This is a genomic window from Pseudomonas sp. A0308, assembly GCF_044218815.1.
Taxonomy (GTDB): Bacteria; Pseudomonadota; Gammaproteobacteria; order Pseudomonadales; family Pseudomonadaceae; genus Aquipseudomonas; species Aquipseudomonas iridis.
The window spans coordinates 3,897,499-3,921,056 of sequence record NZ_CP162581.1 but is presented as its reverse complement, the minus strand read 5'-3'; the positions used below and the strand labels follow the sequence as shown (position 1 = coordinate 3,921,056).

The following is a 23,558-nucleotide window of genomic DNA, read 5'->3' as shown; positions in this document are numbered from 1 at the left end:
GGCAAGCCAGCTCCCACAGGGTTTTGCGTCGTTCACACCTATTGTGTTCAGCAAAAAACCTGTGGGAGCCTGGCTTGCCAGCGATGGGGCCCTCACATTCAGCACAAATTCTCCCGCTGCACAGTAAAACCTCCTACACCCCCTCTTCACTTGATCCTACCCCCACGCAGGCCTACTCTAGGCCTCGCGCAATCGTTTCACCCCTCCCCGCCGTCGCTTTACCGCTTCCCCCTAACAAGGAGGTTCCCGAATGTTCGATTTCCACCCCCAGCTCAAGCAGCGCTTCGCTGCCTTGCGCACGGGCGCCGAGTTCTTTTCCCTGCGGTATGTACGCGAGTCCGGCCAATACCTGTCGGTGCGCAAGAACGTTGCCGAGCCGCCGAGTCTGAGCCGCGACGAAGGTGCGATGCTCACGGTGCGGGTCAACGGCGTCGAAGCCTACGCTGCGACCAATGACCTCTCGCAACGGGGCCTGCAAGCCGCCCTTGAGCGCGCCGAACAGCAGGCCCGGCGGCTCAAGCCCCACGCCTTGCTCGACCTGCGCGATCAAGCGGTTTCCAGCGACCGCGCGGATTACTTTTCGCCCAATCTCGAACAACCCTTCCCGTCCCTGAGCGAATGCTTTGAGCTGCTCGGCGCGGAATCCGCCTCGGTGCCAAAGGATGAGCGCCTGGTGAATTGGGAAGTCAGCATTGGCATCACCCATGTCGAACAGATCTACCTGAGCAGCGCTGGCGCCGAATTGCGCCAGGCCCAGCGCTTCGTCTACCCAAGCCTCGACGTCACCGCCTACGACGGCAACGACAGCCAGACTCGCAGCCTCGGCCGCGAAAACTTCGGCCAACAGGGTGGCGCAGACGTGATCAGCCGTTGCGGGCTGATCGGTGCCGGTCCGCTGGTCGCCGATCAGGCGCTGCAACTGTTGCTCGCGCCAAACACTCCACAAGGCCCGCGCGACCTGCTGTTGATGCCTGACCAGATGATGCTGCAAATCCACGAATCCATCGGTCACCCGCTGGAGCTCGACCGCATCCTCGGCGATGAACGTAATTACGCCGGTACCAGCTTCGTCAAAGCATCTGACTTCGGCAGCCTGCAATACGGCTCGAAACTGCTCAACGTGACGTTCGATCCGGGCATCCCCGAAGAACTCGCCAGCTACGGCCATGACGACGACGGCACCAAAGCCAGCAAACAATTCCTGATTCGTGATGGCCTGCTGCTGCGCCCACTCGGCGGTGCGCTGTCGCAGTTCCGTGCCGGGATGGACGGCGTCGCCAACAGCCGCGCCTGCGGCTGGAACCGTCCACCGATCGATCGTATGGCCAACCTCAACATCGAGCCGGGCGATCAGCCGCTGAACAAACTCATCGAAAGCATCGAAAACGGCATCCTGATGAGCACCAACCGCTCATGGTCGATTGACGATGCGCGCAACAAATTCCAGTTCGGCTGTGAATGGGGCCAGTTGATCGAAAACGGCGAACTCAAAGGCGTGGTGAAAAACCCCAACTATCGGGCGATTTCCGCGCACTTCTGGAAAAGCCTGCGCGCCGTCGGCGATGCCAACACCGTCAAGGTGCTCGGCACGCCGAACTGCGGCAAGGGCGAACCGAACCAGGTGATCCGCGTCGGCCACGCTTCGCCGGCCTGCGTATTCAGCAACGTTGATGTATTTGGGGGAGACGCCTGATGAGCATTTCGAAGAGTCAGTCCGACGCCTTCAAGGACATGGTCAATTGGCTGCGCGACAGCGTCCGCGAGCCGGAACAGTTCACCCTCAGCTACGCCGCTGAATCTTCGGCGTTCGTGCGTTTCAATCACGCCAAGGTGCGCCAGGCCGGGCAGGTGCAGCAAGCCAACATCGTCCTGAAACTGATCAACGATGGTCGCCACGCCGACCTGCAAGTCACCCTGTCCGGCGATCAGGAAGGCGATTTGCAGCGGCTGGCCGAAGGCCTGCAACAACTGCGCGAAACCCTGCCGCTGCTGCCGCAGGATCCGTATCTGCTGCTCAACCACAATGGCTGGCAGAGCAGTAAAGTGCAGGATCATCCGCTGCCGGATACCGAGCACGTGGTCGACGAAATCTGCGCCGCCGCTGAAGGTCTGGATCTGGTTGGCTTCTATGCCGCAGGCCCGATCAGCCGTGGTTTCGCCAGTTCCTCAGGCGCGTTTGGCTGGCATCAGGCCAACAGCTTCAATTTCGACTTCAGCCTGTTCCACGAAAATGGTGAAGCGGTGAAAGCCAGCTACGCCGGGCACGACTGGAGCAGCGAAGACTTCGCCAAGCGCTTCCGGCAGGCTCGCGAACAACTGGAGTTTCTCGGTCGCCCACTGCGCACCTTGCCGCCAGGACAATACCGCGCTTATCTGGCGCCAGCCGCGCTGGAAGAAATCATGGGCATGCTGAGCTGGGGCGGCTTCTCCGCGCAGTCGATTGCCAGCAAAAGCAGCCCGTTGCAAAAACTGTATGTCGGCGATCAGGCTTTCAGTCCGCTGGTATCACTGGATGAAAAAGTCAGCGACTCGCTGAGTCCGGCGTTTTCCGGCGAGGGTTATCCGCGCAGTGATTTGCGCCTGATCATCGAGGGCAAAGCTGGAGATCAGTTGGTCGGTTCGCGCAGCGCGGCCGAGTATGGTCTGACGGCCAACGGTGCCAGCGGTGGTGAATCACCCAGTGCGCTGAACATGGCCGCCGGGGATTTGCCACAAGCGCAAATCCTCAAGCAGTTGGGCACCGGGCTGTACATCAGCAACCTGTGGTACCTGAACTTCTCGGATCAACCGGCGGCACGCATGACCGGCATGACGCGCTTCGCGACATTCTGGGTCGAAAACGGCGAGATTCAGGCGCCGGTCAGCACCATGCGATTCGACGACAGCGCTTACAGCCTGCTGGGTTCGCAGCTGGAAGCGTTGACGGCCGAGCGGGAGTTGCTGCTGTCGGCGAGCACGTATAGCCAGCGCAATACGTCGTCAGCATTGCTGCCGGGGGCGTTGGTGAGCCGACTTACGCTCACCCTGTAAACACAAAACCTGTGGGAGCGAGCCTGCTCGCGAAGAGGCCATTTCATTCAACATTGATGTTGAATGATCTACCGCTTTCGCGAGCAGGCTCGCTCCCACTTGACTGCACTCGACTCTGAGTATGCATTAGCCCTAACGACAAGAGGTCCCATGCCCGACCGCCCGCCTCTCGACGCCATCACCGCACGCTGGTTGCCGTGGGTCGTCGCCATTGCGTTCTTCATGCAGTCCCTCGACGGGACCATCCTCAACACCGCCCTGCCGGCCATGGCCCGCGACCTGGCCGAAGACCCCTTGCGCATGCAGGGCGTGGTCATCGCCTACATGCTCACCGTGGCCCTGCTGATCCCCGCTTCCGGCTGGATCGCCGACCGTTTCGGCACCAAGAAAATCTTCTTCGGCGCGATCCTGCTGTTCAGCATCGGCTCGCTGCTCTGTGCACTGTCGAGCACCCTGAGCATGCTGATCGGCGCCCGGGTGATTCAGGGCCTGGGCGGTGCATTGATGTTGCCGGTCGGGCGACTGGTGGTCTTGCGCGCTTATCCGCGTTCCGAGCTGGTGCGGATCATGGGGTTCATCACCATTCCCGGATTACTCGGTCCGCTGCTCGGTCCGACCATGGGCGGCTGGATGGTCGAATACCTGACGTGGCACTGGATCTTCCTGATCAACCTTCCGGTGGGCGTCATCGGCTGCTACGCGGTGTGGAAATTCATCCCCGACCTGCGCGGCACCGAACGCACGCGTTTCGACAGCCTCGGTTTCCTGTTGTTTGGCGCAGCGATGATTCTGATCACCATCGCCATGGAGGGGCTCGGCGAATTGCATCTGCCGCACTTGCGCGTGATGTTGCTGCTGTTCGGTGGCTTCGCCTGTCTGGCCGCGTACTGGCTGCGCGCCGGGCATATCGAAAACCCGTTGTTCTCCCCGTCGCTCTTCAAGACCCGCACGTTTGCCGTCGGCATTCTCGGCAACCTGTTCGCCCGTCTGGGCAGCGGCGCCCTGCCGTTTCTGGTGCCGTTGCTGCTGCAAGTGGCGCTGGGTTACTCACCGTCGCAAGCGGGGATGAGCATGTTGCCACTGGCCGCTGCAGCGATGATCGCCAAGTGGGTCGCGCGACCGCTGATCGAACGCCTCGGCTATCGCATCGTTCTCACCGGCAACACGCTGCTGCTGGGGATCATGCTGGCCAGCATGGGCCTGGTCAGCGAACAGACGCCGTACTGGCTGCTGCTGTGCCTGCTGGCGGTTCTCGGCGCGATCAACTCGCTGCAATTCACCGCGATGAACACCGTGACCCTGATCGACCTCGACGACGCCAGTGCCAGCAGCGGCAACAGTTTGCTGTCGGTGGTCGCGCAGTTGTCGCTGAGTCTGGGGGTCGCCTGCGCCGGTGCCTTGTTGGGCGGGTTTACCGCCGAGGTCGGCAACGACGGTGTCGAGACGGTGCTGGGCGCATTCCAGTTGACCTTCGTGACCGTCGGGATCATGGCGATGCTCGCCGCGACGATTTTCTCGCAACTGTCGAAAGAAGACGGAAGGCGCGCCAAAAGGCCGGAAGAACACATCGAACATTAAGCGCTGTTCGTCCAGAACTTTCGAGAAAAGTGGCACGGGGCTGCTACACTGCGCGACATTTTGTTTTGCAGGCCCGTCCCGTGACCACCATCGCCACCGCTTTTAACACTCTGCCGCTGTCCGCTGCCATGCTGGCTAACCTCGAATCACTCGGTTATGCGCAGATGACGCCGATCCAGGCGCAGAGCTTGCCGGTGATCCTCAAGGGGATGGACCTGATTGCCCAGGCCAAGACCGGCAGCGGCAAGACCGCTGCGTTCGGCATCGGCCTGCTCAACCCGATCAACCCGCGCTACTTCGGTTGCCAGGCGCTGGTGATCTGCCCGACGCGCGAGTTGGCCGACCAGGTGGCCAAGGAAATCCGTCGCCTGGCCCGTGCTGAAGACAACATCAAGGTCCTGACCCTGTGCGGCGGCGTGTCGTTCGGCCCGCAGATTGCTTCGCTGGAACACGGCGCGCACATCATCGTCGGCACCCCGGGACGCATCCAGCAGCACTTGCGAAAAGGTTCGCTGGTACTCGATGGCCTGAACACGCTGATCCTCGACGAAGCCGACCGCATGCTCGACATGGGTTTCTACGACGCCATCGAAGACATCATCGTCAAGACCCCTGAGCGTCGTCAGACCTTGCTGTTCTCGGCAACCTACCCGGTGGGCATCAAGCAGCTTGCGTCGAAGTTCATGCGCGATCCGCAAACGGTGAAAGCCGAAGCGTTCCACGATGACACCCAGATCGAGCAGCGCTTCTACGAGATTTCCCCGGAAGAGCGCATGAGCGCGGTGACCAAGGTCCTGCACCACTTCCGTCCGGCATCCTGCGTGGCGTTCTGCTTCACCAAGCAGCAAGTGCAGGAAACCGTTGACCACCTGACGGCCAAAGGCATCTCCGCCGTCGGCCTGCACGGTGATCTGGAACAACGTGACCGCGACCAGGTGCTGGCGATGTTCGCCAACCGCAGTACTTCGGTACTGGTTGCCACCGACGTTGCCGCCCGTGGTCTGGACATTGATGCGCTGGACATGGTGATCAACGTCGAACTGGCGCGCGATTCGGAAATCCACATTCACCGCGTTGGCCGTACCGGTCGTGCGGGCGAGAAAGGCATTGCCATCAGCCTGGTGGCACCGAGCGAAGCGCACCGCGCACAAGCCATCGAGCAACTGCAAAAGTCGCCGCTGAACTGGGATCAGGTAGACAACCTCAAGTCCCAGGGCCTTGCTCCGCTGCAGCCGCCGATGACCACCCTGTGCATCGGTGCCGGCCGTAAAGACAAAGTGCGTCCGGGCGACATTCTTGGCGCATTGACTGGCGACGCCGGCATTCCGGGCGCACAGGTCGGCAAAATCGCGATCTTCGACTTCCAGGCGTATGTGGCCGTGGAACGTACCGTGGCCATGCAAGCCTTGCAGCGCCTCAACGACGGCAAGATCAAGGGCCGTTCGCTGCGCGTGCGTATCCTGTAAAAACAACGTACTCCCCTGTGGGAGCGAGCCTGCTCGCGAAGGCAATCTGTCAGCCAACATCAATGTTGAATGGCATACCGTTTTCGCGAGCAGGCTCGCTCCCACAATTGGTTTTGTGGTGACATTTTCAGAGGACACCGTTTTGCGCTCTACCGAAGTCGTGATCATTGGCGCTGGCGCCGCGGGTTTGATGTGTGCACTGACCACCGCCGGGCGCGGCCGTCAGGTATTGCTGCTCGACCATGCGAACAAGGCCGGCAAGAAAATCCTGATGTCGGGCGGTGGCCGCTGCAATTTCACCAACATGTACACCGAACCGAGCAATTTCCTCTCGCAGAACGCGCACTTCTGCAAATCCGCACTGGCGCGCTACACCCAGTGGGATTTCATCGGCATGGTCGGCAAGCACGCGGTGCCGTATCACGAGAAGAAGCTCGGTCAGCTGTTCTGCGATAACAAATCCAGCGACATCCTCGAAATGCTCCTCACCGAATGTGATCAGGTCGGCGTCGAGCTGCACCTCGACACCTCGATCCAGACGATCGAAAAAGTCGAAAGCGGTTACCTGCTCGAAACCACCCTCGGCCAGATCCAGTGCCAGTCGCTGGTGATCGCCACCGGCGGCCTGTCGATCCCGACGTTGGGCGCCACCGGTTTCGGCTACCAGGTCGCCAAACAGTTCGGTCACGAACTGCTGCCGACCCGCGCCGGGCTGGTGCCGTTCACCATCACCGATCAGCTCAAGGAACTGTGCACAGAGTTGTCCGGTACGTCGGTGGATTGCCTGGTCAGCTGCAACGATCAGAGTTTTCGCGAGAACATCCTGTTCACTCACCGCGGCCTCAGCGGCCCGGCGATTTTGCAGATCTCCTCGTTCTGGGAATCCGGCGACACGGTGGAGATCAACCTGCTGCCGGATCACGACGCCGCCAGCTGGCTGCAACAGCAAGTGGCCGAGCGTCCGAACAGCGAGCTGAAAACGCTGCTCGGTGAGATCTTCACCAAGAAGATGGCCAATCTGCTGGCGGATAACTGGTTCGTGTCAAAGCCGATGAAGCAGTACACCCATGCGGAGCTGGCTGAGATCGCCGAGAAGCTGGGCAGCTGGAAAGTGGTGCCGGCCGGCACCGAAGGTTATCGCACGGCCGAAGTGACACTGGGTGGTGTGGACACGCGCGAAGTGTCGTCCAAGACCATGGAATCGCTGAAAAGCCCGGGCCTGTATTTTGTCGGCGAAGTGCTCGACGTCACCGGGCATTTGGGCGGTTTCAACTTTCAGTGGGCCTGGGCCTCGGGTTACGCGGCTGCGCAGTACGTTTGACCCACGTCTTTCAAATGTGAAATGCAATCCCTGTGGGAGCTGGCTTGCCAGCGATGAGGCCGGCACATCCAACATCATTGTTGACTGTCAGGCAGCCATCGCTGGCAAGCCAGCTCCCACAGGGTTATATGCCAGCCATGAATTTGAGTTCGTCATAAAAGCAGTAAGGAACACTTTTTGCTGTCAGATGTGATCGGCGCCATTGCGTCGGCGTCATTACTGGCTCAATTTAGCGGCATCGCCTCGGAAGGCCTTCGCACTTCATGTCCTCGACTTCGTTTCGTCAGTCTTTGCGGCGCCTGTGGGCGCTGGATAAATTCAGTTATAGCGTGCGGGTGTTCATCGCCCTGACCGGCAGCATGGCGCTGTGCTGGTATCAGGATGAAATGGGCCTGCTGATCCCGTTGTTCCTGGGGATTATCGCCAGCGCCCTGGCCGAGACCGACGACAGTTGGCAGGGTCGCCTCAACGCACTCGCCGTGACGCTGGTGTGTTTCAGCATCGCCGCACTGTCGGTGGAACTGCTCTTCCCCTACCCCATCATTTTTGCGATAGCGCTGGCGTTGGCCAGTTTCGGCCTGACCATGCTCGGGGCGCTGGGCGAACGTTATGGGGCGATTGCCTCGGCAACCCTGATCCTTTCCGTGTACACGATGATCGGCGTCGACCAGCGCGGCGGCGCAGTGCTCGATTTCTGGCATGAACCGATGCTGCTGGTGGCTGGCGCCGCGTGGTACGGCCTGCTCTCTGTGCTGTGGCAGGCGCTGTTTTCCAACCAGCCGGTGCAACAGAGTCTGGCGCGGTTGTTCCGTGAATTGGGTTTTTACCTGAAGCTGAAGTCTTCGCTGTTCGAGCCGATCCGGCAGATGGATGTCGAGGCCCGACGCCTGGAACTGGCGCAGCAGAATGGTCGCGTGGTGGCGGCACTGAACAGCGCCAAGGAAATCATCCTGCACCGGGTCGGCAACGGTCGGCCCGGCTCGAAAGTCAGCCGTTACCTGAAGCTGTACTTCCTCGCCCAAGACATCCACGAACGCGCCAGCTCTTCGCACTATCCGTACAACGCGCTGGCCGATGCATTTTTCCACAGCGACGTACTGTTCCGCTGCCAGCGCCTGCTGCGCCAGCAGGGTAAAGCCTGCCGGGCGCTGGCCGAATCGATCCAGATGCGTCAGCCGTTCATCTACGACGCCAGTTTTGCCGAAGCCCTGAGCGACCTCGACGCCTCCCTCGAACACCTGCGCATCCAGAGCAACCCGGCATGGCGCGGCCTGCTGCGCTCGCTGCGCGCACTGGCGGCCAACCTTGGCACCCTCGACCGTTTGCTCAGCGATGCGAGCAACCCCGATGCCTTGGCCGACGCCACCGACAGCAGCCTGCTCGACCGTTCGCCGCGCAACTTCAAGGATGTGTGGATTCGCTTGCGCACACAGCTGACACCGACCTCTTTGCTGTTCCGGCATGCGCTGCGTCTGCCGCTGGCCTTGAGCATCGGTTACGGCATGGTGCATTTGATTCACCCGTCGCAAGGCTACTGGATCATCCTCACCACGCTGTTCGTCTGCCAGCCGAACTACGGCGCGACGCGGCGTAAACTCGGCCAGCGGATTCTCGGTACTGCCATCGGCCTGACCGTGGCGTGGGCGTTGTTCGATCTGTTCCCAAGTCCGCTGGTGCAATCGTGCTTCGCCATCGCCGCCGGGGTCGTGTTCTTTACCAACCGCACCACTCGCTACACCCTGGCGACCGCCGCAATCACCATCATGGTGCTGTTCTGCTTCAATCAGGTCGGCGACGGTTACGGGCTGTTTCTGCCGCGACTGTTCGATACCTTGCTCGGCAGCCTGATCGCCGGTCTGACGGTGCTCCTGTTCCTGCCGGACTGGCAAGGTCGGCGCCTGAACAAAGTGCTGGCCAACACCCTGACCTGCAACAGCATCTACCTGCGCCAGATCATGCAGCAATACGCGGCGGGCAAGAGTGACGACCTCGCCTATCGCCTGGCCCGACGCAACGCGCACAACGCTGATGCAGCGCTGTCGACGACGCTGGCGAACATGCTCATGGAGCCTGGTCATTTTCGTAAGGAAGCGGATGTCGGTTTCCGCTTTCTGGTGCTGTCGCACACCTTGCTGAGTTATCTGTCAGGGCTGGGAGCGCACCGCGAAACCCAGTTGCCCGCGGATGTGCGTGAGCAGTTGATAGAAGGCGCCGGGGTGAAACTGGCGGCGAGCATCGATGAAATCGCCCAAGGCCTGGCGAGCAAACAACCGATTGCGATTCAAAGTGACGAAGAAGAAGCACTGGCCAATGAGCTGGAGCAGATGCCGGATGAAATCGATGAAGGACAGCGACTGGTGCAGACGCAACTGGCGCTGATCTGCCGACAGTTGGGGCCGCTGCGGACGTTGGCGGCGCATCTGATCAAGGACACCTCTGAAGCTTGAGTTGGCCCGACTGACCCCATCGCTGGCAAGCCAGCTCCCACAGGGTTCTTTGGTGAAGCACAATTTTGTGAATCAACCCGACCCACTGTGGGAGCTGGCTTGCCAGCGATGAGGCCCTCAGCAACAACACAACTCAGGGATCAGAAACCTACATCCCATGCTGTCGAAGCAACTTGTCATAACTGCCATCCGCCTTCATCGCCGCAATAGCCCGATCAAACCCCGCGACAATCTGCGCATGCTGCGGATTCTTAAGACTCACCAATATGTGCAGGCTGTTCTCGCTCAACGGCTTGGGCAAAAACTCCACCGCACTGCGTACCTTCGATGATTCCCGCGCCAGGTAATACCGCGCGACATATTCATCCTCCAGCGTCAGCTTGACCCGATCCGCCGCCAGCATGCGCACGCCCATGGCAAAGTTATGCACAGGGACTTTCTGTAACGCCGTGTCGGCATCAAATGGCGGCGAGTAGGCGTAGCCGCGCACCACCGCTATGGGATACGTGTGCAGTTGCTGCAGATTGTTGTATTCAAGTGGCGTGTCTTTGCGCTTGAGAAAGCGGATGCGGTTGACCAGATACTCACCGGAAAACTGCCCCATTTTCGTCCGGTCTTCGTTGTACCAGGCGTTGACCAGTACGTCGTAACGCCCCTCGCCAACCCCCAGCAGCGCCCGCGCCCACGGCACCTGCTCGTAACCGCTGGCATAGCCCGCCCGGGCCAGCGCGGTGGTGACGATGTCGGTGGCCAGACCGCCGTTGACCAGTGTGTCATCGGTAAAGGGCGGCCAGATATCAAACACCAGCCGCAACTTCTGCGCCGCTGCGGTCTGAGCCAGCAAGAGCAATCCGATCAAAGCAAAGGCTCGATGCAAACGCGGCATGCTTGAAAATCCTTAGCGGGCCGGAGCCCTGCGTGTTTTCAGTCAAAACCCCAAGGCCCCTTACCGGCAAAACCCAGGCACTAACATTAGCTCAATGGAGCCTGTGCACAGCGCTCACCCGCAGATTACACAAAGACGCCCGTGCTGCGCGAAAGGAATGATGGCATTTTGACCTTTGTCACAGACTCTTACGCCATACAGACATCTGCGACCGGTGCGCTTAGTATCGGACGACGTATTCAAGGAATCGGAAAATGACAATCGAGTGGGTCTGCAAACATCACAGCGATCTGGGCAAAGAGCAGCTGTACGCACTGTTGAAGCTGCGGTCGGAAGTGTTCGTGGTTGAACAGAAATGCGCCTACCCCGACCTCGACGGGCAGGATCTGGAGGGCGACACCTATCACCTGATGGGTTGGGAGGATGATCAGTTGAAGGCTTATCTGCGCCTGCTCGATCCGCAATCCCAGGGTGGCGACGTGGTGATTGGCCGCGTGATCACAGCGCCGCAAGCCCGCGGCCAAGGAGTGGGGCACGAAATGATGGAGCAGGCGCTGAAGCAGGCCGAGAAACACTGGCCGCAGGTGCCGATCTATCTGTCGGCGCAGGCGCATTTGCAGGGGTATTACGGCAAGTACGGTTTCGTGGTGGCGGGAGAGGAATATCTGGAGGACGACATTCCGCATATCGGGATGCGTCGTTCCTGAAGGCCCCATCGCTGGCAAGCCAGCTCCCACAAGGTGTTGCGTCGTTCACAACCTATGTGAACACCAGAAAACCTGTGGGGGCTGGCTTGCCAGCGATGGCGTCAGCCCAATCCACTCAGGATTCAGGGATACTCAAGCACAGCCTTGATCTGCCGCAGATTGCGCTCGATCCACCCCCGATCAATCGCCCCCCACTCACGAATCCGATAACGCCCGGCATGGTTGCGGGCGCCCTCTTCCTGCTCGAACTCGCAAATGATATCCAGATCCGCCAGTGCGGCGATCGTGTCCTGCGCCGTGCGCCGGGGCATGCCGGTCACTTCGGTCAGCGCCGGCACGCTTGGGGCCAGACCGCTGTCGATCAGGTACGCGACGTACAAGCGTCGATAGAAACTGCTTTTGGTCTTGCTGACGTCCATCCACACCTTCCTGGTTGCGACTGTTGTTATTGCATATCTCGCCAGGTCAGATACACCCGCAGATCAAACTCGACCTGGTGATACCCCGGCAGCATGTGTTCGCACAATTTGTAAAACGCCTTGTTGTGATCCGACTCTTTGAAATGCGCCAATTCATGCACGACGATCATTTTCAGAAAGTCCGGCGCAGCGTCCTTGAACAGCGAGGCGATACGAATCTCTTTCTTGGCCTTGAGTTTGCCGCCCTGAACGCGCGAAACCGTGGTGTGCAACCCGAGAGCACGGTGGGTCAGGTCGAGGCGGTTATCGAACAGCACTTTGTCGATGGCCGGGGCGTTGCGCAGGTATTCCTGCTTCAGGTCCAGCGCGTAGGTGTACAGCGCCTTGTCGCTCTGCACATCGTGGCGCCCCGCATAACGCTGGTCCAGGTATTCACCCAGACGCCCGTCGGCGATCAATTGGCGCACCTGATCCTGGAGTTGCGCGGGATAGGCCTGGAGGTACTTCAACACAATCATGGACGGGCGACACGGTTCGAAAAAGGTGTGCCAGTGTAGCGAATTCAGCCGGGCAACGCGCTCCAGTCGAAAGGCTCGGCAAAGCTTGCGGCGTCTTCGGCAATCATCGGACGCGCCACGAGAAAGCCCTGTACGTACTCGCAGCCGTGGGCTTGCAGCCATTGATATTGCTCGATGGTCTCGACACCCTCGGCAATCACCAGCAAACCGTATTGCTTGCACAGATTGATCACCGTGCTCACCAGGTACGCATCCTTTTTGGAGTCCGGCAATCGAGCGATCAGATGGCGATCGAGCTTGAGTGTGTCCAGTTCCAGATCACGCAAATGCGTCAACGAACATGGCCCGGAGCCGAAATCGTCGAGCGCCACCCGCACCCCGAGATTGCGCAGCAAGCGCAGCTGCTTGCGGGTTTCGTCGGGGTTTTGCATCAAGGCCTCCTCGGTGACCTCGACCTCCAGTTGCCGTGGCTGCAAGGCGTGCCGCTCCATGACCTGACGCAACTCGGTGACCAGATTGGGCAGGCCGAACTGGGTGTTGCTCAAACTGACGCCGAGCACCAGGTCTTCGGCAAACAAGGTTTCCCAGGCCTTTCGCTGCCCAGCGCCACGGTGATAAATCCAGCTGCCGAGGCGACTGATCAGCCGCGCCTCCTCCAGCAACGGCAGGAACAACCCCGGCGGCACATCACCCACGCTCGGGTGCTGCCAACGCAGCAGTGCCTCGAAACCACGGATCTGCCCGCTATCAATCGCCACCTGCGGTTGATAGACCAGATTGAAATCACGGTTTTCGATGGCCGTGCGCACACTTTCTTCAAGCATCAACCGCGAGCGCGCACGGCCGTTCATTTCATGATCATAGAAGCGATATTGCTGACGCCCGGCGCGTTTGGCTTCGTACATGGCGATGTCCGAGGCACGTAGCAATCCGTCGAGGTTCGATCCGCAGTCCGGATAAGTGGCGATACCGATACTGGCGCCGAGGGCAATATCCATACCTTCGATTTGCTGACAGATCGAGACCCGTTCGATCAGTTTCTCGGCAATCTTCGCCGCCTGCTCGGGAAACTCCAGATCCAGCAGTGCAGTAAATTCATCACCGCCCATGCGCGCAAGAATATCGAACGGCCGCAAACACGCCTTCAACTGTTCAGAGACCCAGCGCAACACGCGGTCGCCCGCGTCGTGCCCGAGGGAATCGTTGACGCGTTTAAAGCCGTCGAGATCCAGATAAAGCAGCACCCAACTGCCGTCGCTGCGTTCGCCGCGCAGTAGCAGGTTTTCGACGGTTTGATAAAAGCCACGACGATTGAGCAACCCGGTCAGCGGATCAGTGACTGCCTGATATTCAAGCTGCTGGTGCAAATGACGCACCACCGACATGTCGAGCACCGTCACCACCATCCCATATTGCTCGGCGGGTAACGGCGCGCAGGACAGCGCCACCGGCACTTGCTGTCCGGGCGCGGTACGCAGCAAAGCGTCGCGCAGCCGCAAGGTTTCGCCGCGCTGGTAACTGCTTTTGAATTCGGAATCGGCCCACAACGGGATGTGTGGTTTCTGCAGGTAATCAAGAAACTCCTTACCCTCCAGCTCTTTCACCGGTGCATTGAGCAGCCGTGAAATCGCCGGATTGGCAAAGCGGATCAGACCGTCCTCGCCCAGCACCAGAATGCCTTCGGCAGCGTTATCCAGCACCGAGGCATTAAATGCCCGAGCCAACTCCAGATCGCGAGTCAGTTGCTGCAAGGCGCGGCGATTGCGCTGATGCTCCAGCAGCGCTTGCACCTTGGGCTTGAGGATCTGCGGGTCGAAGGGTTTAAACAGGTAATCCACCGCCCCACTGGCATAGCCCTTGATCACGGCATCCTGGGATTGCTCGTTGGCGGTGAGGAAAATGATTGGCGTAAGGCGCGTGCGCTGACTGCCACGCATCAGCCGCGCGACTTCAAAGCCGTCCATGCCCGGCATCTGCACATCCAGCAGGACCAGATCGACGTCGTGTTCGAGCAGAATATTGAGCGCCTCGAAACCGGAGGCGGCGGTCATGACGTGCCAATCCTGACGCTGCAGCAATGCGCGCATGCTAATCAGGTTTTCAGGGTAATCATCTACGATTAAGAGGACAGAGCTGCCTTCACTTGGCGGGGGTTGCGCGCATTCCATGCTGCTTCTCTTGTCGGGACATCAGGTCGGTTCCGGTAAAAACCGCACACATACTGAGCGTTCACTCTAGTCTTGGATCCACTAAAGCAGTAGCTGTCATCAAGCCATCATTTAACGAATGACTGGTTTAGCCGACTAACGGTCACGCTTGAAGCCCCCTGAAACCGGGAAAGGTGGCATTTCGACAGGATGTTGACGTCAACCTTCCGCCGGACGGCCGTTAACAAACTTTCCCTCTACGCTTATAAAGGCCGCCCCAAAACGCGCGGGCTAGAGCATCTGGCACGTGCGTGCAGCGAAACTTGAGTGGAAGAACCGACATGATCGATCTCGCAACCTGGAACCTCAGCGTTCCCGTTGGCAGCCCGCCATATACCGTCGAAACCTCCAAACTGGTGAAAGGCTTCAAGGATCAATACTTCCATTCCGACACCGGCACCCTGTTCTTCTGGTCACCGGTCACCGGGTCAAAAACCGAAAACGCCATCTACCCGCGTACTGAACTGCGCGAGACCTACAGCAACGGCACCCTGCGAAATTGGTATTACCCGGACGCCGACAACCTGCTACGCGCGACCGTCACGGTCAACAAAGTGCCAAGCTCCGGCAAAATCGTCATCGGCCAGATTCATGCCTATGAAAGCCAGAAGCCGATGCTCAAGCTCGAGTACCAATACAAGACTAAAACCGAAACCGGCAACCTTGTAATCAAAGTCCGCATGCGCCCCGATGATGACGAAAGCCGCGTCATCACCCTCGCCACCGGCGTCAAAATGGACCGCGAATTCAACTACCTCATCCACCTCAGCCCCGGCGGCGCGTTGGGCGTGAGTGCGGCGGGTTATCAGTGGGATTCACAGATCAGCGCGACGTGGCGTAACAAGCCGCTGTATTTCAAGGCCGGGGTGTATGTGCAGGACAACACCGGCTACACCAGCGAGGGTGGGCAGGTGACCTTCAGCAAACTCGATATCGATCACGACAAATAACCCGCGTTCTCCTGTAGGAGCTGCCGAAGGCTGCGATCTTTTGACTTTGACTTTTCAATATCAAAAGCAAGATCAAGAGATCGCAGCCTTCGGCAGCTCCTACCTTTAAACGGCGCTGTTTAGATCTGTCAGCGGTTACGTCCGGATGCCTACAACAGCTTGCGTCGTTGCCTACCACTACGCCAGAATCCGCCGGCTTGTGCGCCTGGAGGGCCATCGGTAACTTGATTCGCGTCACTGATTTCCAGTGATCGGGTTTAGTAGCCCGTGGTGTTTTTCAGTTATGTGCATAGCGCTTCAGTCAGCTCTTGCTGTCTGACTTGATGGTGGCTGTGTGCAGGGCGCTTCGGCGCGCCGGTCAATGCTGAATACTCCCCGGTCTACTAACCTGCGCACAGCTGCCACCCTTCTTTTAGTAGAGAGGGAGAAGCGGCTCCAACAGGAGTTTTCAGCTTATGACCAAATCAACGCCACACCCGCCGACCACCGACCCGGCCTCCCCGTACGAATCCCCCGACTCAAAAAAACTCAACGACGCCGCCGAACGCGCCCTCGACCACTACCTCAATCCCGCCGCCCACATAATGGCGAGCACCAACAACCCCGAACCCATGTACCTCGCCAACCCGAAGTACAACACCGAGTCCTTGCTGGCCAATGCCAGCGAAACGTTGGGCTCAGCCAGCGAAATGCTCAACAACTTCGCGGCGATGCTCGATACCTCGCACCGCAAGACCGCGCTGGGCATTGCGCAGGTAGTCATGCTCGGTGAACTGGCGGTGAATCAGGCACTGGATCATGTTGAACTTAACAAGTAACCCCCAGCCTTAAAGCAAACAAGCAAACAAGCAAACAAGCAAACAAGCAAATATTTTCTATAGTTTGCTGCCATCGCTATCGCGAAAAGATCTATAACCCTGTCAGATCTGACAGGTGTAAATAAAAAAACCGAGGTCTACTATCGTTTTGTATGAACAGAAACATAAAACAACGCCTCTTAAATTAAATTTAGAAGGATCTAACTATGAAACCTTTAAAATCAATTATTTTCGCCGCAGCTGCAAGTGCGCTAGTCCTCATTAGTACTGGCGTCAACGCTGACACGCCCGACTCCTGCCATAACACCACTCAAGAATATGACAGGGACGCAGGGGGAATGGTCCTAGTTAAAACCTCAAAAGACATTCATCTTGACGTCAAGAGACCTGATAGCGGCAAAGTCAACGTAGAGTATGTTTATGATGCGAGTAACTCAAAGACGCCTAGCGGCACCAAGATCTACAAATGGGAGAAAGTTACAGGCGGATATGAATTTCTAGACCCAACTGATCAGGCTACTATTAGGGTTAAGGCGGAGGACGGCGTTAATGCACACACTCGCATTATTGTTAGCGACCCTGTTTGTGGAATCTCTAGCACAGCGCAATTTAATGTGAACTTTTACCCATAACATGCAATCATCCCATTTTATTCGCTAGTTACTTCTTAATTATTCGCTGGATATTTAACAGCGACCCGCCCCCACAAAAAACCCGCCTCTCGGCGGGTTTCTTGATTCAATGGTTTGACGCTAAGGCTTAGTTAACCTTGGCGTTCAACTCACCCTTCAGATAACGCTGATACATCGCTTCCAGCGAGATCGGCTTGATCTTCGAAGCATTACCGGCAGTGCCGAACGCTTCATAACGAGCGATACATACATCACGCATCGCAGTCACGGTCGCGCCGAAGAATTTACGTGGGTCGAATTCGCTCGGGTTGGTGGCCATCAGGCGACGCATGGCGCCTGTGGATGCCAGGCGCAGGTCGGTGTCGATGTTGACCTTGCGCACGCCGTACTTGATGCCTTCGACGATTTCTTCAACCGGTACGCCGTAGGTTTCTTTGATGTCGCCGCCGTACTGGTTGATGATCGCCAGCCACTCTTGTGGCACCGACGAGGAACCGTGCATCACCAGGTGGGTGTTCGGGATGCGTTTGTGGATTTCCTTGATGCGGTCGATGGCCAGCACGTCGCCGGTAGGTGGCTTGGTGAACTTGTAGGCGCCGTGGCTGGTGCCGATGGCGATGGCCAATGCGTCGACCTGGGTGCGCTTGACGAAGTCAGCGGCTTCTTCCGGGTCGGTCAGCATTTGGCTGTGATCCAGAACGCCTTCGGCGCCGATGCCGTCTTCTTCACCGGCCATACCGGTTTCCAGAGAACCCAGGCAGCCCAGCTCGCCTTCTACCGAAACGCCGCAGGCGTGAGCCATGGCTACGGTCTGCTGAGTGACGCGAACGTTGTAGTCGTAGTCGGTCGGGGTCTTGCCGTCTTCGCCAAGGGAACCGTCCATCATCACCGAGCTGAAGCCCAGTTGGATCGAGCGCTGGCAGACGTCAGGGCTGGTGCCGTGGTCCTGGTGCATGCACACCGGGATGTGCGGGAATTCTTCGATCGCGGCCAGGATCAGGTGGCGCAGGAATGGCGCGCCGGCGTATTTACGGGCGCCGGCCGAAGCCTGGACGATCACCGGGGAGTCAGTCTTGTCAGCGGCTTCCATGATGGCGCGCATCTGCTCAAGGTTGTTGACGTTGAAAGCTGGAACGCCGTAGCCGAACTCGGCTGCGTGGTCCAACATCTGGCGCATGCTGATAAGTGCCATTGTGTGTGTCTCTCCCGGTTTGGGTCGTTAATCGTGCCAGCCTGCCGGAGCGGCGGCGGCTATTCAAGTGATTGCAGATCGGGGGTTGAGGCCCGGCCTGGTGATTCGGTGGTACCAAAATCTTGTGAACAACACAGAACCCCTGTGGGAGCGAGCCTGCTCGCGAAAGCGGTCTGACAGACACTGCATCATCGGCAATAAGATTGCTTTCGCGAGCAGGCTCGCTCCCACATTTGGATCTCCGTACATCAATTCAATCGTGTTACTCGGCTTTGCAGCCGCGGCCGATCAGGTCATTGGTGGCGACCCAATACACCAGGCCCTCCTCACCCTTGACGTGAAACGCCAGCATGCCGTCGCTGTACAGCGTGCCCGAGGCGCCCGGTTCTTCTTTCAGGCGATAGACCTGATCACCGCCGCCCAGTCGAACGTCGACTTCCTTCTGGCCGGCATCGGCGTAACGCCAGAGCACTTTGGCCTGGCTGTCGCAGGTCCAGGTGGTCCAGTTATCCGCAGGGGCGGACGACTGAAACAGGTTCAACTGCGCGCAACCGCCCAACAATGCCAACGCCGCAATGGCGATCAAGCCTTTCATCCGTGTTCCTCGACTGACGACGCACGCCGCCAGTCCTGAATTAAAGAGTCAGACCCGTCAAGGACAACCATGTTCCTTGGCCGGGGTTTGCGTCTCGTATTTGTCCAGACCGTCCGGCCCGGAACGCTTGTTCAGCACCGGGTTGGTCTCGGCCTGCCAGTCGGCCTGATAACAGCCTTTGTGCACCGCGTCTGGCGCAGGCGTAGGCTCGGCCTTCGGGTTGCTCCCGCAGGCCGCCAGCGTACCGGTCAGCAACAACAATGCTAACGACTTGACCATGTGAACACTCCTTTGCCTGGCCAAACGGGCGGCCTCAGGCCTTGGCCCGGCTTTCCAGGACTTCAACGGCTGGCAGCACTTTGCCTTCGACGAATTCGAGGAACGCGCCGCCACCGGTGGAAATGTAGGAGATCTTTTCAGCCACGCCATATTTATCGATGGCCGCCAGGGTGTCGCCACCGCCGGCAATCGAGAACGCATCGCTGTCGGCAATGGCCTGAGCCAGCACTTTGGTGCCGTTGCCGAACTGATCGAACTCGAACACGCCGACCGGGCCGTTCCACAGAATGGTTTTCGACGATTTCAGCAGTTCGGCGAAGTTGGCTGCGGTTTGCGGGCCGATGTCCAGAATCATGTCGTCGGCGGCAACGTCAGCGATGAGCTTGACGGTGGCTTCAGCGGACTCGGCGAATTCCTTGGCAACCACAACATCAACGGGCAGCGGCACGCTGACCTTGGCGGCGATGGCGCGCGCGGTGTCGAGCAGATCCGGTTCGTACAGCGACTTGCCTACCGGATGACCGGCAGCGGCAAGGAAGGTGTTGGCGATACCGCCGCCGACGATCAGTTGATCGCAGATCTGGCTCAGGCTGTTCAGTACGTCGAGTTTGGTCGAGACCTTGGAGCCGGCAACGATGGCAGCCATTGGTTGCGCAGGCGCGCCCAGCGCTTTGCCCAGTGCATCCAGCTCGGCGGCCAGCAGTGGGCCAGCAGCGGCGACTTTGGCAAATTTGGCCACGCCGTGGGTCGAACCCTCGGCGCGGTGAGCGGTGCCGAACGCGTCCATCACGAACACATCGCACAGGGCGGCGTATTGCTGGGCCAGTTCGTCAGCGTTCTTTTTCTCGCCCTTGTTGAAGCGCACGTTTTCGAACAGCACGATGTCGCCGGCCTTGACGTCAACGCCGCCCAGGTAATCGGCTACCAGCGGCACTTCACGGCCGAGTGCCTTGCTCAGGTAGTCAGCGACTGGCTTGAGACTGTTCTCGACCGAGAACTCGCCTTCGGTCGGACGGCCAAGGTGCGAGCACACCATGACGGCGGCACCTTTTTCCAGGGCCAGCTTGATGGTCGGCAGCGAAGCCAGGATTCGCGCATCGCTGGTGACAACACCGTCCTTGACTGGGACGTTGAGGTCTTCGCGGATCAATACGCGCTTACCTTGCAGATCGAGGTCGGACATCTTCAACACGGTCATGGGTCGCACTTCCTACGGTTTTTTTGAAGTTGCTGTTTGCAGATAGTGTTCTGCAACGTCCAGCATTCGGTTGGCAAAACCCCACTCGTTGTCGAACCAGGCCAGGATGTTCACCAGCCGTGGGCCGGAAACGCGGGTCTGACTGGCATCGACGATGGCCGAATGTGGGTCGTGGTTGAAATCACAACTGGCGTGAGGCAATTCGGTGTAGGCCAAAAGACCCTTGAGCGGGCCGCTGGTGGCGGCTTCACGCAGGATCCGGTTGACCTCAGTGGCGTCGGTCGCCGTGGCGGTCTGCATCGTGATGTCGAGGCACGACACGTTGACCGTCGGCACGCGTACGGCTTTGGCTTGAATTCGGCCGGCAAGTTCCGGCAGCAGGCGCTCGATACCGCGCGCCAGACCAGTGGACACCGGGATCACCGACTGGAACGCCGAACGGGTGCGGCGCAGGTCTTCGTGGTGATAGGCGTCGATGACCGGCTGATCGTTCATCGCCGAGTGAATCGTGGTGATCGACACGTAATCAAGGCCGATCGCCTTGTCGAGCAGACGCAACAGCGGCACGCCGCAGTTGGTGGTGCAGGAGGCGTTGGACACCAGCAGTTCGTCGCCGGTCAGGCAGTCCTGATTGACGCCGTAAACGATGGTGGCGTCGACATCCGCCTCGCTGGCCATCGGCTGCGAAAACAACACACGCGGCGCGCCGGCGTTCAGGAAACGCTGGCCGTCTTCACGGGTGTTGTAGGCGCCGGAGCATTCGAGCACCAGATCGACGTCCAGCGACGCCCAATCGATGCCTTCGGGGGTGGCACTGCGCAGGACCTTCACGCAGTTGCCATTAATATGCAGACAATCGCCCTCGACCCGCACTTCGCCGGGGAACCGGCCGTGGGTAGAGTCGAAGCGTGTCAGGTATTCGATGCTGGCCATGTCGGCCAGATCGTTGATCGCGACAATTTCAAACCCGGCTTTCTCGCCTCGCTCAAACAACGCACGCAAGACGCAACGACCAATCCGGCCGTAGCCGTTGAGTGCAACTTTGTAAGGACGCGGTTGAGGCATGGGGTTCTCGATAGTACGCAGGCAGACGTAATGTTTGTTGCAACACAACCCTTGTGGGAGCTGGCTTGCCAGCGATAGGGCCATTCGCATCAACATAAATGCTGACTGAACGGACGCTATCGCTGGCAAGCCAGCTCCCACATGGAACTGCGGTGACCGTTAGATCACCGCGCTGTGCCTTAGTCTTCCAGCAGCTCTTCAGCCTGACCGAGGATGTTTTCCAGGGTGAAACCGAATTCCTCGAACAGTGCTGGCGCAGGCGCCGACTCACCGTAAGTGGTCATGCCGATCACGCGACCTTCCAGACCCACGTACTTGAACCAGAAGTCGGCGTGAGCCGCTTCGATCGCGATACGCGCGCTGACCTGCAACGGCAGGACGGCTTGCTTGTAGCCAGCATCCTGAGCATCGAACACGCTGGTGCAAGGCATCGAAACCACGCGCACCTTGCGGCCCTGCTCGGTCAGTTTGTCGAAGGCTTGAACAGCCAGGCCGACTTCCGAACCGGTCGCAATCAGGATCAGCTCAGGCTCGCCTGCGCAGTCCTTCAGCACGTAGCCACCGCGGCTGATGTCGGCGATCTGGCCAGCATCACGGGTTTGGTGCTGCAGGTTCTGACGCGAGAAGATCAGCGCCGATGGACCGTCCTTGCGCTCCAGAGCGTTTTTCCAGGCCACGGCCGATTCAACGGCATCGGCTGGACGCCAGGTGTCGAGGTTCGGCGTAGTACGCAGGCTGGTCAGTTGCTCGATCGGCTGGTGCGTCGGGCCGTCTTCGCCCAGACCGATGGAGTCGTGGGTGTAGACGTGGATCACTTGCTTCTTCATCAGCGCCGACATGCGCACAGCGTTGCGAGCGTATTCCATGAACATCAGGAAGGTCGCGCCGTAAGGCACCAGGCCGCCGTGCAGGGTGACGCCGTTCATGATGGCGGTCATGCCGAACTCGCGCACGCCGTAGTACATGTAGTTGCCGCTGGCATCTTCAGCGCTGACGCCCTTGCAACCTTTCCACAGGGTCAGGTTGGAACCAGCCAGGTCAGCCGAACCGCCGAGCAATTCCGGCAGCAGCGGGCCGAACGCGTTCAGGGTGTTCTGGCTGGCTTTACGGCTGGCGATGGTTTCGCCTTTGGCAGCGACTTCAGCGATGTAAGCCGAGGCTTTTTCGGAGAAGTCTGCTGGCAGTTCACCGCTCAGACGACGGATCAGCTCGTTGGCTTCGGTCGGGAACGCGGCGGAGTAAGCAGCGAAACGCTGATCCCACTCGGCTTCTACAGCGCGGCCGGATTCCTTGGCATCCCACTCGGCATAGATGTCGGCCGGGATTTCGAATGGACCGTGGTTCCAGTTCAGCGCCTGACGGGTCAAGGCGATTTCCGCGTCACCCAGTGGGGCGCCGTGGCAGTCTTCTTTGCCTTGCTTGTTCGGCGAACCGAAACCGATGGTGGTCTTGCAGCAGATCAGCGTCGGCTGCGCGCTCTTGCGAGCGGTTTCGATGGCGGTCTTGATCTCTTCCGGGTCGTGACCGTCAACGTTGCGGATCACTTGCCAGTTGTAGGCTTCGAAACGCTTCGGCGTGTCATCGGTGAACCAGCCTTCGACTTCGCCGTCGATGGAGATGCCGTTGTCATCGTAGAAGGCGATCAGCTTGCCCAGACCCAACGTACCGGCCAGGGAAGCGACTTCGTGGGAAATGCCTTCCATCATGCAGCCATCACCCAGGAACACGTAGGTGTGGTGGTCAACGATGTTGTGGCTCGGACGGTTGAACTGCGCCGCCAGGACTTTTTCCGCCAGCGCGAAACCCACGGCGTTGGCCAGGCCCTGACCCAACGGGCCAGTGGTGGTCTCGACGCCTGGGGTATAGCCGAATTCCGGGTGACCCGGGGTGCGGCTGTGCAGTTGACGGAACTGCTTGAGGTCTTCGATCGACAGGTCGTAACCGGTCAGGTGCAGCAGCGAATAGATCAACATCGAGCCATGGCCGTTGGACAGCACGAAGCGGTCACGGTCGGCGAAGGATGGATTGCTCGGGTTGTGCTTGAGGTAGTCGCGCCAAAGCACTTCGGCGATATCTGCCATACCCATAGGTGCACCGGGATGGCCGCTGTTGGCTTTTTGCACGGCATCCATGCTGAGGGCACGAATGGCGTTGGCACGCTCACGACGGCTAGGCATCGCTGATCTCCTGGGTGTGAATAGATTGAAACGGAAAAAAGGAGGGCATTTTCCCTCACCGGAGCGCCTCGGG

20 protein-coding genes are annotated in these 23,558 nt (G+C 59.3%); 10 read left to right on the top strand and 10 right to left on the bottom strand.

The features are described from left to right. Positions 1–250: 250 nt before the first annotated feature. From AB4P92_RS18085 to yccS, 6 genes are all read left to right on the top strand, one after another. Complete coding sequence (locus tag AB4P92_RS18085; RefSeq protein ID WP_042561478.1) at positions 251–1,693, top strand: TldD/PmbA family protein; 1,443 nt, start codon at positions 251–253, stop codon at positions 1,691–1,693. Then, positions 1,693–3,030 (top strand): TldD/PmbA family protein, encoded by a 1,338-nt coding sequence (locus AB4P92_RS18080; RefSeq protein WP_395597957.1) that lies wholly within the window; start codon positions 1,693–1,695, stop codon positions 3,028–3,030. Before AB4P92_RS18085 ends, AB4P92_RS18080 begins: the two co-directional genes overlap by 1 nt. A 150-nt stretch (positions 3,031–3,180) precedes the next feature. Next, positions 3,181–4,608 (top strand): multidrug transporter subunit MdtD, encoded by a 1,428-nt coding sequence (mdtD, locus tag AB4P92_RS18075; RefSeq protein WP_042561480.1) that lies wholly within the window; start codon positions 3,181–3,183, stop codon positions 4,606–4,608. A gap of 128 nt (positions 4,609–4,736) precedes the next feature. After that, positions 4,737–6,074, top strand: coding sequence for an ATP-dependent RNA helicase DbpA (gene dbpA, locus AB4P92_RS18070; protein WP_230679722.1), 1,338 nt, complete (start codon positions 4,737–4,739; stop codon positions 6,072–6,074). 142 nt (positions 6,075–6,216) lie between these two features. Then, the gene (locus AB4P92_RS18065) at positions 6,217–7,395 is read left to right on the top strand and encodes an NAD(P)/FAD-dependent oxidoreductase (protein WP_261736684.1); all 1,179 of its coding nucleotides are present in this window, start codon (positions 6,217–6,219) and stop codon (positions 7,393–7,395) included. Between the two features lie 263 nt (positions 7,396–7,658). Beyond that, complete coding sequence (yccS, locus tag AB4P92_RS18060) at positions 7,659–9,842, top strand: YccS family putative transporter (protein ID WP_047303870.1); 2,184 nt, start codon at positions 7,659–7,661, stop codon at positions 9,840–9,842. A gap of 148 nt (positions 9,843–9,990) precedes the next feature. On the opposite strand, the gene AB4P92_RS18055 is transcribed toward yccS, so the two are convergent. After that, positions 9,991–10,728, bottom strand: a complete 738-nt coding sequence (locus AB4P92_RS18055; protein WP_042561484.1) for an ABC transporter substrate-binding protein — start codon at positions 10,726–10,728, stop codon at positions 9,991–9,993. 254 nt (positions 10,729–10,982) lie between these two features. On the opposite strand from AB4P92_RS18055, the gene AB4P92_RS18050 reads away from it, so the two are divergent. Further along, a complete protein-coding gene (locus AB4P92_RS18050; protein WP_042561485.1) occupies positions 10,983–11,435 on the top strand; it encodes a GNAT family N-acetyltransferase in 453 nt (150 codons plus the stop codon). 122 nt (positions 11,436–11,557) lie between these two features. On the opposite strand, the gene AB4P92_RS18045 is transcribed toward AB4P92_RS18050, so the two are convergent. Genes AB4P92_RS18045 through AB4P92_RS18035 form a run of 3 tightly spaced genes read right to left on the bottom strand, consistent with a single transcriptional unit; the run spans position 11,558 to position 14,540 of the window. Further along, positions 11,558–11,854: a helix-turn-helix domain-containing protein gene (locus AB4P92_RS18045; protein ID WP_027610630.1), complete on the bottom strand. Its 297-nt coding sequence runs from the start codon at positions 11,852–11,854 to the stop codon at positions 11,558–11,560. 26 nt (positions 11,855–11,880) lie between these two features. Next, complete coding sequence (locus AB4P92_RS18040) at positions 11,881–12,372, bottom strand: M48 family metallopeptidase (RefSeq protein WP_042561486.1); 492 nt, start codon at positions 12,370–12,372, stop codon at positions 11,881–11,883. 44 nt (positions 12,373–12,416) lie between these two features. Further along, a complete protein-coding gene (locus AB4P92_RS18035) occupies positions 12,417–14,540 on the bottom strand; it encodes a bifunctional diguanylate cyclase/phosphodiesterase (RefSeq protein WP_115147139.1) in 2,124 nt (707 codons plus the stop codon). 320 nt (positions 14,541–14,860) lie between these two features. On the opposite strand from AB4P92_RS18035, the gene AB4P92_RS18030 reads away from it, so the two are divergent. The 3 genes from AB4P92_RS18030 (at position 14,861) to AB4P92_RS18020 (ending at position 16,979) form a co-directional block, all read left to right on the top strand. Then, on the top strand, positions 14,861–15,529 hold the full coding sequence (locus AB4P92_RS18030) for a polysaccharide lyase family 7 protein (RefSeq protein ID WP_047303876.1): 669 nt from the start codon (positions 14,861–14,863) through the stop codon (positions 15,527–15,529). A 455-nt stretch (positions 15,530–15,984) separates the two neighbouring features. Continuing rightward, positions 15,985–16,347, top strand: a complete 363-nt coding sequence (locus tag AB4P92_RS18025; protein WP_042561489.1) for a DUF6124 family protein — start codon at positions 15,985–15,987, stop codon at positions 16,345–16,347. 206 nt (positions 16,348–16,553) lie between these two features. Next, positions 16,554–16,979, top strand: a complete 426-nt coding sequence (locus AB4P92_RS18020; protein ID WP_042561490.1) for a hypothetical protein — start codon at positions 16,554–16,556, stop codon at positions 16,977–16,979. 127 nt (positions 16,980–17,106) lie between these two features. Here the strand turns inward: AB4P92_RS18020 and fba are convergent, their stop codons facing one another. From fba to tkt, 6 genes are all read right to left on the bottom strand, one after another. Continuing rightward, positions 17,107–18,171 (bottom strand): class II fructose-bisphosphate aldolase, encoded by a 1,065-nt coding sequence (gene fba, locus AB4P92_RS18015; RefSeq protein WP_007913760.1) that lies wholly within the window; start codon positions 18,169–18,171, stop codon positions 17,107–17,109. 262 nt (positions 18,172–18,433) lie between these two features. After that, positions 18,434–18,766 (bottom strand): MliC family protein, encoded by a 333-nt coding sequence (locus tag AB4P92_RS18010; RefSeq protein WP_008081029.1) that lies wholly within the window; start codon positions 18,764–18,766, stop codon positions 18,434–18,436. 57 nt (positions 18,767–18,823) lie between these two features. Beyond that, positions 18,824–19,045: a hypothetical protein gene (locus AB4P92_RS18005; RefSeq protein WP_042561491.1), complete on the bottom strand. Its 222-nt coding sequence runs from the start codon at positions 19,043–19,045 to the stop codon at positions 18,824–18,826. 34 nt (positions 19,046–19,079) lie between these two features. After that, the gene (locus AB4P92_RS18000) at positions 19,080–20,243 is read right to left on the bottom strand and encodes a phosphoglycerate kinase (protein ID WP_395597956.1); all 1,164 of its coding nucleotides are present in this window, start codon (positions 20,241–20,243) and stop codon (positions 19,080–19,082) included. Between the two features lie 12 nt (positions 20,244–20,255). Beyond that, positions 20,256–21,308 carry an erythrose-4-phosphate dehydrogenase gene (epd, locus tag AB4P92_RS17995; protein WP_150593634.1) on the bottom strand — a complete coding sequence of 351 codons (1,053 nt, stop codon included), beginning with the start codon at positions 21,306–21,308 and terminating at the stop codon, positions 20,256–20,258. A 179-nt stretch (positions 21,309–21,487) separates the two neighbouring features. Further along, on the bottom strand, positions 21,488–23,485 hold the full coding sequence (gene tkt, locus AB4P92_RS17990; protein WP_042561494.1) for a transketolase: 1,998 nt from the start codon (positions 23,483–23,485) through the stop codon (positions 21,488–21,490). Positions 23,486–23,558 lie beyond the last annotated feature (73 nt).